Origin of the sequence: Pectobacterium sp. HCp5_1, from assembly GCF_032905925.1 — a bacterium.
GTDB classification, from domain to species: domain Bacteria; phylum Pseudomonadota; class Gammaproteobacteria; order Enterobacterales; family Enterobacteriaceae; genus Pectobacterium; species Pectobacterium brasiliense_A.
The window spans coordinates 131,384-142,466 of the sequence record NZ_JAUMIO010000006.1 but is presented as its reverse complement, the minus strand read 5'-3'; the positions used below and the strand labels follow the sequence as shown (position 1 = coordinate 142,466).

At 53.7% G+C, this 11,083-nt stretch carries 10 protein-coding genes; 6 read left to right on the top strand and 4 right to left on the bottom strand.

All coding sequences use genetic code 11. From position 1 onward, the window contains the following. The first annotated feature begins 3 nt into the window (after positions 1 to 3). Positions 4 to 1,722, top strand: coding sequence for a phosphoethanolamine transferase CptA (gene cptA / locus Q3A88_RS06995; RefSeq protein ID WP_110163485.1), 1,719 nt, complete (start codon positions 4 to 6; stop codon positions 1,720 to 1,722). A gap of 66 nt (positions 1,723 to 1,788) precedes the next feature. Here the strand turns inward: cptA and Q3A88_RS06990 are convergent, their stop codons facing one another. The 3 genes from Q3A88_RS06990 to Q3A88_RS06980 form a co-directional block, all read right to left on the bottom strand. Continuing rightward, entirely contained in the window at positions 1,789 to 2,802 is a 1,014-nt protein-coding gene (locus tag Q3A88_RS06990; RefSeq protein ID WP_317177649.1) for a luciferase-like monooxygenase, read from the bottom strand. Between the two features lie 165 nt (positions 2,803 to 2,967). Further along, the gene (locus Q3A88_RS06985; protein ID WP_317177648.1) at positions 2,968 to 3,846 is read right to left on the bottom strand and encodes a U32 family peptidase; all 879 of its coding nucleotides are present in this window, start codon (positions 3,844 to 3,846) and stop codon (positions 2,968 to 2,970) included. Between the two features lie 11 nt (positions 3,847 to 3,857). Continuing rightward, positions 3,858 to 4,853: a peptidase U32 family protein gene (locus Q3A88_RS06980; RefSeq protein ID WP_014914135.1), complete on the bottom strand. Its 996-nt coding sequence runs from the start codon at positions 4,851 to 4,853 to the stop codon at positions 3,858 to 3,860. A 356-nt stretch (positions 4,854 to 5,209) separates the two neighbouring features. On the opposite strand from Q3A88_RS06980, the gene Q3A88_RS06975 reads away from it, so the two are divergent. Next, entirely contained in the window at positions 5,210 to 5,734 is a 525-nt protein-coding gene (locus Q3A88_RS06975) for an SCP2 domain-containing protein (RefSeq protein WP_205547528.1), read from the top strand. Beyond that, complete coding sequence (locus Q3A88_RS06970; RefSeq protein ID WP_317177647.1) at positions 5,728 to 6,270, top strand: N-acetyltransferase; 543 nt, start codon at positions 5,728 to 5,730, stop codon at positions 6,268 to 6,270. Before Q3A88_RS06975 ends, Q3A88_RS06970 begins: the two co-directional genes overlap by 7 nt. A gap of 24 nt (positions 6,271 to 6,294) precedes the next feature. Here Q3A88_RS06970 and Q3A88_RS06965 read toward each other — a convergent pair whose 3' ends face one another. Beyond that, positions 6,295 to 6,594, bottom strand: a complete 300-nt coding sequence (locus Q3A88_RS06965; protein WP_039462328.1) for a GIY-YIG nuclease family protein — start codon at positions 6,592 to 6,594, stop codon at positions 6,295 to 6,297. A gap of 187 nt (positions 6,595 to 6,781) precedes the next feature. Here Q3A88_RS06965 and Q3A88_RS06960 point away from each other — a divergent pair, with 187 nt between their 5' ends. The 3 genes from Q3A88_RS06960 to deoA all read left to right on the top strand — a co-directional run bounded on the left by Q3A88_RS06960 (position 6,782) and on the right by deoA (position 11,050). Next, positions 6,782 to 8,260 carry an amidohydrolase gene (locus tag Q3A88_RS06960; RefSeq protein ID WP_317177646.1) on the top strand — a complete coding sequence of 493 codons (1,479 nt, stop codon included), beginning with the start codon at positions 6,782 to 6,784 and terminating at the stop codon, positions 8,258 to 8,260. A gap of 521 nt (positions 8,261 to 8,781) precedes the next feature. Further along, positions 8,782 to 9,561: a deoxyribose-phosphate aldolase gene (gene deoC, locus Q3A88_RS06955; protein WP_317177645.1), complete on the top strand. Its 780-nt coding sequence runs from the start codon at positions 8,782 to 8,784 to the stop codon at positions 9,559 to 9,561. Positions 9,562 to 9,721: 160 nt separating this feature from the next. Then, positions 9,722 to 11,050 (top strand): thymidine phosphorylase, encoded by a 1,329-nt coding sequence (gene deoA / locus Q3A88_RS06950; RefSeq protein ID WP_317177644.1) that lies wholly within the window; start codon positions 9,722 to 9,724, stop codon positions 11,048 to 11,050. Positions 11,051 to 11,083: the final 33 nt, after the last annotated feature.

Below are 11,083 nucleotides of genomic sequence, written 5' to 3'. Positions count from 1 at the left end.
AACATGTCTGAACTCTTTGCTAAAGAACGTTTTAGTTGGCGCTCGCTTGGGTGGCTTTTGCTCTATTTTTGGTTTTTTTCCTGCGCATTACAGCTTGTCATTGTTCTGACTGGACATAGCGGCACCACGGGATTACGTGATTCGCTACTCTACAGTTTACTGTGGCTGATTCCTGTTTTTCTTTTCCCTACTCGAACCAGAATCATCAGCAGCGTATTAGGTATTCTGTTATGGAGTACATCCCTGATTGCACTGGGTTATTACTCGATTTATAAACAAGAGTTCTCACAAAGCGTGATGTTTGTGATGTTCGAGTCTAATAGCAAAGAAGCAGGTGAGTATGTAAGTCAATATTTCAGTCTGGGAGTCTTGGCGATATTGTTTTTTTATACGGCGATCGTCTGGTTTCTGTGGCGTAAACTACGGCCAGTTTATTTACCGTTTAAATATAAAGCGACGGCTTGTTCATTAATTGTTGTGGTGCTGTTTGGTATTCCCCTTTATAAAAAAATGCACAATGAGGGGCAGACGTTGGCAGAAGCAAGCGGCTATTTGGCAAGTCGTATGTCCACTACTGCCCCATGGCAGTACATTGCTGGTTATGTGGAGTACCGCCAGCAACTGGAAAGTATGACCAATATGCTCCAGCAGAATGCAGCGTTGCCACCTTTGGCAAACCTGAAAGATGCGAACGGTAATACGCCGCGCACACTGGTATTGGTAATCGGTGAATCAACCACCAGCAGTCGCATGAGCCTTTATGGCTATGGTCGACAGACCACGCCGCGACTGGATGCACTGCGTAAAAGCGATCCCAATCTGGTGGTGTTTAACGATGTAGTGACCTCACGTCCGTACACCATTGAAATCTTGCAGCAGGCACTGACGTTCGCTGATGAGCAGCAACCGGATCTCTATCTGAGCAAGCCTTCGCTGATGAACATGATGAAACAGGCTGGATACAAAACGTTCTGGATTACCAATCAGCAGACGATGACCAAACGTAATACGCTCCTGACGGTGTTCTCCCAGCAAACAGATGAACAGTTTTATATGAATAATCAGCGCACTCAAAGTGCGCGGCAATATGATGACGTGGTGTTCGCACCGTTTGAAAAGGTACTGGCCGATCCGGCTGAAAAGAAATTTATTGTTGTGCACCTGTTAGGCACTCACATGAAATATAAATTTCGCTATCCAGAGGAGGCGACTCAATTTGTTGGGCGAGAAGGGATTCCTGAAGGCGTGAACGACAGCGATGTTGAAGTCTATAATGACTACGATAATGCTGAGTTATATAACGATTACGTTCTTGAAACACTGATCCGAACCTTTGAAAAAACGCAGCCGAATGGCTTCCTGCTCTATTTCTCGGATCACGGTGAAGATGTTTACGAGACGCCGCCGCATAACGTGTTGGGACGAAATGAGACAGCACCGACGCGTACTATGTATACCGTGCCGTTTATTCTCTGGACTTCACCTCAGTGGCAGAAAGATCATCCGATCGATTATTCTCCCTATGTTGATCGGAAATATAGCAATGCGCACCTGCTGCATACTTGGTCCACCTTGGCGGGGCTCAGCTACGATCTTCAGGAGCCCGAAAAAAGTCTGGTTAGCCCTGCATTCCGTGAATCAGAGCGTTGGATAGGCAACCCGTACAGCAAGAAAGGATTGAGTACCTTTGACAGCTTGCCTTACACCGCAGACGGCAAATAATCCCCAAGTAATAACTAGGGTGGAGAAGAGGCACTTTCTCCACCGTATTCGACCTAGCGGATTGTGCTACCCGATCACGTCCTGACGTATCTGCATAATCCGCTCGAAAGAATCTTTTCGCGCCTGATGATCAAAGATTTGCCCATTGATCATCACTTCATCCGCCTGCGTTTCACGCAAAAGGCTCTGCAATCCATGACGGACTTTCGTGCTATCGCCAACAATCGACAGCCGCAGTGCTTGCTCCGCACCAAACTGCTCGGCAGGTGAGCCGACCGTGTCGATGTTTTCTACCGGCGTGGGCAGCGGGCCTGGTGTACCACGGCGCAGATTGATGAACTGCTGCTGCATTGAGGTGAAGAGGAAGCGCGCGTCGCGATCGCTATCGGCCGCTACCACATTGACGCAAACCATCGCGTAAGGTTTGGCGTGGGTGGCAGAAGGGACAAAGTTTTTACGGTAGAGACGGAATGCTTCCAGCAACATATCGGGCGCGAAATGCGCGGCGAAGGCAAAAGGTAGCCCCAGTCTCGCGGCCAGCTGTGCGCTATACAAGCTCGAACCTAATAGCCAGATCGGAACGTGTAAGCCTTGTCCCGGGACGGCTTGCACTCCCTGACCCGGCTGTGCATCGGCGAAATAGCGTTGCAATTCCTGCACATCGCGTGGGAAATCTTCGATATCGGCATTAAGGTGACGACGCAGCGCCATCATGGTGCGCTGATCGGTGCCGGGCGCACGGCCTAATCCCAAATCGATACGGCCGGGATACAGTGATTCCAGCGTACCAAATTGCTCGGCGATGACGAGCGGTGAGTGGTTCGGTAGCATCACGCCGCCGGAACCGAGACGAATGCGCTGTGTTCCCGAAGCAAGATAGCCGAGAAGCACGGAAGTTGCTGCGCTGGCGATACCCGTCATGCTGTGGTGTTCCGCCAGCCAATAGCGATGATAGCCCCATTTTTCTGTGTGCTGCGCCAGATCCAGCGAGCGATGGAAGGCGTCACGCGCTGTTGCACCTTGCGGAATCGGCGCAAGATCGAGGACGGAAAACACGGTGGGTTGAGAAGACGTAGACATAATATGGCTCACTTTGTTGTTCACTGACTCCACCCATTCGGTGGATGCTAACGCCGTCAGTCAATGATGAAAGTCAGATCAGTATGCGGGAATGTCGCGGTTATACGTAGTTCAAAGGTGCGCTTAGGAAGGAAAGGGCGGCTGGCCGCCCTGAAAGGAAATGCGTTATTGAACGAGTTCAAGGCCAGCGACGCGACGCCAATAGCCGTTGCAATCTACCTGATTTTCCAGCGTTAATGGCACATTGCCTTGTTCGTTGGCGCGGAATTTATCCAGCATCGCCGGCGTGCTGATATCGTTCGGGGACAGCCGGACGATATCGACCAGATCCTGCATTGATGTCAGTTCGTTACCGAGGTTGTAGCAATAGCCGCTTTGCGTCTGAATGCCGTTGAGGACAAACACCTGCTGGTTCTCCTGTGACAGCATTTTTCTGCCTTGTGGATAGCTGAGGCAGCAGGTTTCGCATTCATCCTTCGGCCGATCTTCTGAACGAGCGGTAAAGCAGCGGGCGGAATAGGCTAGCGGTAAATGGCCGTAGCTGAGTACTTCCACTTCAAATTGATGGCGAAAGCCAAGCTCGTCACATTGATTCAGCAAATTTTGCAGCCAGTCTCGGGAGAGCTCAACTGGCATGCACCAGCGCACCATGCCTTGTTTATGCAGGACTCGCAGGGTGTACGCGTTGTAGCAGTTGAGCGCGTGTCCGGCGACAAACGGCAGATTGCGTTCGGCGGCGATGTTAACTGCGCCCAGATCGTTTGCTTCCAGCAAGAACTCGCCGTTCTCCACGTAGCGTTTTAGCTCCGTCAGTTCAGACGGTGCCTGTAAGAGCGCGAGGGTAGAGATCACCACCTGCTTTCCGCTGTTGGCGACCTCACGAGCAACGTTGAACCAGTCTGCCACCTTCATCAGGCGGCGCTTGCTACACACTGTTTCACCGAGATAAATGATATCGGCGCTGCTGTTCACCGCGGCCTGATAAAACGTCTCAACATCCTCTTTCGGCCAATAGTAGAGAATATTCCCTAATGCGTATTTCATGTGTTCTCCTGCTACTGCCATTTGCGGTGATAAGCGCCGAGCGTGGTTTGTGTGCCTTCAGCCACCGCACCTAACGCATCCATCCAGGCCTGAGTGGGAACGAATGTCTCAGGATTGGCACGGCAGCGATCGATAGCCTGTCGCCATACCTGCGTAATCTGGCTGACGTAAGCCGGGCTGCGCTGGCGGCCTTCTATCTTCACGGAAGCAATATTGGCAGCCATCAGTTCAGGCAGCAGTTCTAGCGTGTTCAGGCTGGTTGGCTCTTCCAGCGCGTGGTAGCGCTGCCCATCGACTAAATAACGCCCTTTGCACAACGTGGGATAACCGGCGTTTTCATCGTCCTGATAGCGGTCGATCAGGATATTGTTCAGGCGTGATTCCATGCCGTTTTCCGTCTGCTGCCAGCGTACAAATCGCGCCGGTGAGCAGGCACCTACGGTATTCGGTGATTCACCGGTCAGATAAGAAGAGAGATAGCAGCGGCCTTCCGCCATGATGCACAGGCTGCCGAACGCGAACACTTCGAGCGGCACGGGGCTGGTGCGGGCGATTTGCTTCACCTGATGGATGGACAATACGCGCGGCAGTACGATGCGTGAGACATCGAAATGGCGATGATAGAAACGGATCGCTTCGGTGTTTGTCGCGGAAGCCTGAACCGACACGTGACGCTCAATGTGAGGATAGCGTTCGGTAGCATATTCCAGCATGGCGAGATCGGCGAGGATCAGCACGTCGGCCCCGATCTGCGCAGCCATATCCACAGCGCGTTGCCAGCGCTGATAACCGTCCGGATGCGCAAACGTATTGATGGCGATATGCAGCTTACGCCGATGACGATGCACGTACTCGCGCGCTTCCTGTAGCTTCTTGTCGGTAAAGTTAAGCCCGGCAAAATGACGTGCGTTGGTGTCATCTTTCAGGCCGATATAGACCGCATCTGCGCCATTATCGATGGCAGCTTTCAGTGCCGGCAGGTTGCCAGCGGGGCAAAGCAGTTCCATACACAATCCTTCATTAATCCCTTCGGGGCCGTAGCTGCTCGGTACGATCAATGATGTTCAGACTGACGCTCGCGTTTATGACGGGCATTCTGCCTCTCACCCTTGCGGGTTGTCGTAAGCGATTTTTTATCAGTCGATGAATGTTGTTAACGATTGGGAATCTTAATTAACCAAATCGGTAAGGACTTTGATTTAAGGCAGTTTATGGTGCTAATCGTCGCGCAAGGACAAAATCTGTTGGGCATAATCGGATAACCGACTAAATTATTGACATAGACCTCTGCCGCGTGCGGTGGATGTGGCAAAATGCTTGCAGATTATCTGAACAGTCAGATTGCTTTAAGAGGAGTACGCCAGTGTTGGAAAAACTACGAGCGCAGATTGTGCGTCAAGGGCCGAGCTTATTAGGTAAGCCACTCAAGTTCACTCCCTTTGCGCTACAGCGTCAGGTTTTGGAACAGATGTTGGGCTGGCAGTTCCGTCAGGCGCTGGAAGAGGGCGATCTGGCATTTCTCGAAAGCCGCTGGCTGAAAATTGAGGTGCGTGATGTCGGCTTGCAGTGGTTTATGACGCTGCGTGATGGTCGTCTGGTGGTGAGCGACGCTGAGACGCCGGATGTCAGTTTCAGCGCAGATGCGAACGATCTGATTTTGATTGCGGCGCGTAAAGAAGATCCCGATACGCTCTTTTTCCAGCGTCGTCTGCGCATTGAGGGTGATACCGAATTAGGGTTGTATGTGAAGAACCTGATGGACGCCATTGAGCTGGAAGCCATGCCTGCGCCGCTGCGCATTGGCCTGCTGCAACTGGCGAACTTTGTTGAAGCCGGCTTACAGGAGGGCGCAGTGCAACCAACGAATCACGCGCCAGTATCATGCTAGTTCGGGTGGAAATTCCCGTTGATGCCGCAGGGATCGACAACTTATTGCGCCGTGCTTTTCCAACGGGCGCGGAAGCGGATCTGGTTCATCAACTGCGTGAAGATGGCCTATTGACGCTCGGCGTTGTGGCGACTGACGATGAAGGTGGCGTGGTGGGCTACGCGGCATTCAGCCCAGTGCTGATCGACGGTGAGGATCGCCAGTGGGTGGCGCTTGCGCCGTTGGCGGTAGATGACAGCCTGCGCCGACAGGGCGTAGGGGAGAAGCTGGTCTACGAAGGGCTGGATGCGCTGAATGAGTTTGGCTACACCGCTGTTGTGGTCTTGGGTAACCCTGCGTATTACTCCCGTTTTGGCTTTGTTCCGGCGGTAGAACAGCAGCTACATTGTCGCTGGCCAGACAGTGAATCGGTTTTTCAGGTCTATCCGCTGGCAGATAATCATGTTGTCGGTGAGGGAAGTCCTGAGGGAGAAAGCGGGCTTGAAAGCGCGAGCGGGCTGGTGGAGTACGCCGAACCGTTTAACCGCTTTCTCTAACGCGACTTGCTAACCGATAGCGCATCAATACATCGTGTCTGAAATGCATAGCGTCCTGGGCTGGTCTTGTACCAGCCTTTCTTTTTGGTTTTTGCTCAACTGTTTAATGCGATATTCCAGTTTGAGTGCGTCTGAGCGATTGCCCACCCGACAGTGAAACACCAGCGTTAACTCGCCTTTTCCCCGCAGCGCCTTTGCCCCTTTTCCCGTTTGATGCTGATTCAGGCGGCGGCTGACATCCGTTGTGATACCCGTGTACAGCGCCCCAGCGACCGTGCGCAGTATGTACAGATACCAGTGGGAGTCTTCGGCATGTTCGGTCATGGTGTTGTCTGTGAATTATTTTTTGAAAAAGCCGCTCTGCACAGCTAAACATAAATAGCACCTCATACCAATGGTATTTCAAACAATTAGCATTTCAAAGCTCTTGCCTTTCAAAGAACGGGCACGGCATTACATCAATAGCCGTTATTCACCGACGTGCATTTCTTTTACGGATAGGGAAAAACGTATGACACTGAAACGATATATACCGCCCGCGCTGGCCGTGGCGTTCTCTTCTTGTTTCCTCCCACTGGGCTATGCCGCTGAACTGGCAGAGAAAGATCGGGAAACGATAGTGAACGCCGTCGCGAATTACTCGGGCCAGATGACGACCGTTGCTCAACAGATATGGTCAAAGCCTGAATTGGGCTATTTGGAAACCAACACCTCCCAACTGCTACAGAATGAGTTGAAAGCCGCTGGGTTCAGCGTTGAAGCGGGTGTCGCGGGCATCCCAACCGCGTTTGTGGCGACGGCGGGGAAACCCGGCGGGCCGGTTATCGGTATTCTGGCCGAGATGGACGCGCTGCCGGGCTTCTCTCAGGCTGCAACGCCGGAGCGTTCGCCGGTTGCGGGTATTGAGGCCGGTCATGCCTGTGGGCATCACCTGTTTGGCGCGGGATCGGTGGGCGCGGCGATTGCGCTGAAACAGTGGCTGGAAGCGACGGGTAAACCGGGCCAAATCCGGGTATACGGCACGCCAGCGGAGGAAGGCGGTTCCGGTAAAGTCTATATGACGCGTGAGGGGCTGTTTAAGGATGTGGATGTGATGCTGCACTGGCATCCCGGCGACGAGAATTCCGCTTCGCAAGATTATTCGCTGGCGAACGTGAACGGTAAGTTCCGTTTCTATGGCCGTTCTGCACATGCCGCGATGGCACCAGAGAAAGGGCGTTCCGCGCTGGACGGCGTGGAGGCGCTGAATTTTATGGTGAACGCGATGCGAGAGCATGTGCCGCAGGAAACGCGCATTCACTATGTGATTACCGATGGTGGTAAAGCGCCGAACGTGGTGCCGGACTTCGCCGAAGTGTATTACTACGTGCGTCATCCCGATCCGGCCGTGGTCGCCAGCGTGACCGATCGCATCCGTAAAGCGGCGGAAGGCGCGGCGCTGGGAACCGAAACGCGTTATGAATTTGAAATTCTTGGCGGCGTGTACAGCCTGTTGCCGAATAACGTGTTGGGAAAAGTGATGGATGACAGCCTCAGAAGCGTTGGGGCACCGCAGTGGGATAAGGCGGATACGGATTTTGCTACCGCGCTACAGAAAACGTTGGATCAAGCCAAACTGCCGCCGCTTTCCAGTGCCGGTCAGGTCGCACCGTACCATTTTGGTGAAACGGGCTATGCGTCGACCGATGTGGGCGATGTCAGTTGGGTGGTGCCGACGGTCGGGCTGGGAACCGCGACTTGGGTGCCGGGTGTACCTGCGCACAGCTGGCAAGCGGTGGCATCCGGCGGCATGGCGATTGGCTATAAAGGCATGGACGTTGCAGCCAAAACGCTGGCCGTCACAGGAGCGAAACTACTGAGCGATCCTGCATTAATTCAACAGGCGAAAGCGGAGTTCGACAAGAGTCGTGGCGAGAACTTCCACTATAAGCCGCTGCTGGGCGATCGGAAACCCGCGCTGGATTACCGTAAACCTTCCGCAGGGAAATAATTTTCCTGCACTGCCAGCGGTTTCTCCCTGTGGTTAGAGAGAAACCGCTATGCTTACTCTATGGCATAAACCTGCAGCAGGCGGTTTCTATCCCACTCGTTGCTCGTGGTTGGTGCTCTCTTTTTCCCGATATAAACAGATCGTCTGACCGACAAGGCTGTCACGGTTAATTCATCGGGTGGACCTTATTCAGGGCAGTATGTGTGATAAAAATCACATATAATTACTATCTATTGCATTTCTCTTACATCAAGTGTGAATGAATGCACAAAATAGTCCGGCATGGCGTGTTCCAATGTCTGATGAATAGGTTTCTTTCGATGTCATTCTTTCGGTGTTGAAATAATCACAGAATGAAGGGTAGAGAAAGGCTGATTGCGGTGAGAAGGATCTCGGTGCCGCTACAGGTTGTTTCGCCTGGGCGCTATCTTCAAGGAACCAAGTCCGCTCGCCAAACGTGCTGGTTTTGCACCAGTTAATGTTCAGGGCCGGTTAGACCGGCTGACGAGTTGGAGTGTTGTATGACCAAGCTGACCACGGCCGCGCAACGCGCGCTGGCGCTGATGGATTTAACCACGCTGAATGGGGATGATACGGATGAAAAAGTGACGGCACTCTGCCGTCAGGCAAACAGCCCGGCCGGAAAAACGGCTGCTATCTGTATATATCCACGTTTTATCCCTCTGGCGAAAAAGATCCTGCGTGAGCAGGGTACGCCGGATATCCGCATCGCAACGGTGACCAACTTCCCTCATGGCAATGATGATGTGGCAATTGCGGTTGCGGAAACCAAGGCTGCAATCGCCTACGGCGCTGATGAAGTTGATGTCGTATTCCCTTACTGCGCACTGATCGCAGGCAACACGCAAATTGGTTTTGAGCTGGTGCAGGCATGTAAAGCCGTGTGTCAGGATGCTCACGTGCTGCTGAAGGTGATCATCGAGACGGGCGAGCTGAAACAGGAAGCGCTGATCCGTCAGGCGAGCGAGATTGCCATTGATGCGGGTGCCGATTTCATTAAAACCTCGACCGGTAAAGTGCCGGTGAACGCGACGCCAGAAAGTGCGGCGATCATGCTGAAGGCGATCCGCGATAAAGGTGTGGGCGAGCGCGTTGGCTTTAAAGCGGCCGGCGGTGTGCGTAACGCGGAAGATGCCGCCATCTACCTGCAACTGGCGGACGATATCATGGGCGCGGAATGGGCGACTGCACAGCATTTTCGCTTTGGTGCGTCCAGTCTGCTGGCGAGCCTGCTGACCACGCTTGGCCACGGAACCGCGGCTCCACAGGGCGGCTACTAAGCACGCGTACAGGTGCACTATTTTATTTGTGACAACGCTATTCGTGACAACATATTGTTTATAAAGCATTTGTATTCATGACTGCGTTGGATCACCACAGCAAATGTGATCGCAGCAACAGGCTGCGGAACCACATCAGAATTCATCAGGAGTACAGACCTTGTTTCTGATTCAAGAAATTATTCGTAAGAAGCGTGACGGAAAAGCTCTGAGCGAAGAAGAGATCCGCTTCTTTATCAACGGTATTCGTGACAATACTGTCTCCGAAGGCCAGATTGCGGCGCTGGCGATGACCATCTATTTTCACGACATGTCGATGGACGAGCGCGTGGCGCTGACGCTGGCAATGCGTGACTCTGGCACGGTGCTGGACTGGAAGAGTCTGAACCTGAACGGTCCGCTGGTGGATAAACATTCTACCGGCGGCGTCGGGGATGTGACTTCGCTGATGCTGGGGCCGATGGTCGCCGCCTGCGGGGGTTACGTCCCGATGATCTCCGGGCGTGGCTTAGGGCATACCGGCGGCACGTTGGATAAGCTCGAAGCGATTCCGGGGCTGGATATTTTCCCGAACGATGAAGATTTTCGCCGTATCATCCAGCAGGTTGGCGTCGCAATTATTGGGCAGACCTCCTCGCTGGCTCCGGCGGATAAACGCTTTTACGCCACGCGTGACATTACCGCCACGGTCGATTCCATCCCGCTAATCACCGCGTCAATTCTGGCGAAGAAACTGGCTGAAGGGCTGGATGCGCTGGTGATGGACGTCAAAGTGGGATCGGGGGCGTTTATGCCGACCTATGAACTGTCCGAGCAGTTGGCGCAGGCGATTGTCGGCGTAGCGAACAACGCGGGATGCCGCACCAGCGCATTGCTGACGGACATGAATCAGGTGCTGGCCTCTAGCGCAGGTAACGCGCTGGAAGTGCGGGAAGCCGTGCGTTTCCTGACGGGAGAGAGCCGCAATCCGCGCCTGTATGATGTTACTATGGCGCTATGTGGTGAGATGCTGTTGGCGGGCGGACTGGCAAGTTCGGCGGACGACGCACATTCACGTCTGCAAGCCGTGTTGGATAACGGCAAAGCTGCTGAAGTCTTTGGGCGCATGGTCGCCGCACAGCGTGGTCCGGGCGATTTTGTCGAACACTACGATCGGTACCTGCCGGTCGCGACATTAAGTAAGCCGGTGTTCGCGACGCGTGAGGGCATCGTGACCGCGATGGATACCCGCGCGCTGGGCATGGCTGTCGTCTCGCTGGGCGGCGGACGCCGTCAGGCCACGGATACGATCGATTACAGCGTCGGTCTGGATAGCATGATCAGTCTGGATGAGCGCGTTGATGCGCAGCGCCCGCTGGCGGTGATCCACGCAAATACGGAAGCGCAGTGGCAACAGGCGGCGAATGAAGTCCGTGCTGCGATCCAACTGGGCGACTCCGCGCCAGAAAAGACCCCGATGGTTTATCGTCGGGTGAGCGTAGAAGCGTGATCGCACAGGGCTGCTTAGTGGTCGTCTTGAATT

Bases quoted from the DNA above. Each gene is read 5' to 3' on its own strand.
- cptA (WP_110163485.1), top strand. From the start codon at position 4: ATGTCTGAACTCTTTGCTAAAGAACGTTTTAGTTGGCGCTCGCTTGGG.
- Q3A88_RS06990 (WP_317177649.1), bottom strand. From the start codon at position 2,802: ATGTCTACGTCTTCTCAACCCACCGTGTTTTCCGTCCTCGATCTTGCG.
- Q3A88_RS06985 (WP_317177648.1), bottom strand. From the start codon at position 3,846: ATGAAATACGCATTAGGGAATATTCTCTACTATTGGCCGAAAGAGGAT.
- Q3A88_RS06980 (WP_014914135.1), bottom strand. From the start codon at position 4,853: ATGGAACTGCTTTGCCCCGCTGGCAACCTGCCGGCACTGAAAGCTGCC.
- Q3A88_RS06970 (WP_317177647.1), top strand. From the start codon at position 5,728: ATGCTAGTTCGGGTGGAAATTCCCGTTGATGCCGCAGGGATCGACAAC.
- Q3A88_RS06965 (WP_039462328.1), bottom strand. From the start codon at position 6,594: ATGACCGAACATGCCGAAGACTCCCACTGGTATCTGTACATACTGCGC.
- Q3A88_RS06960 (WP_317177646.1), top strand. From the start codon at position 6,782: ATGACACTGAAACGATATATACCGCCCGCGCTGGCCGTGGCGTTCTCT.
- deoC (WP_317177645.1), top strand. From the start codon at position 8,782: ATGACCAAGCTGACCACGGCCGCGCAACGCGCGCTGGCGCTGATGGAT.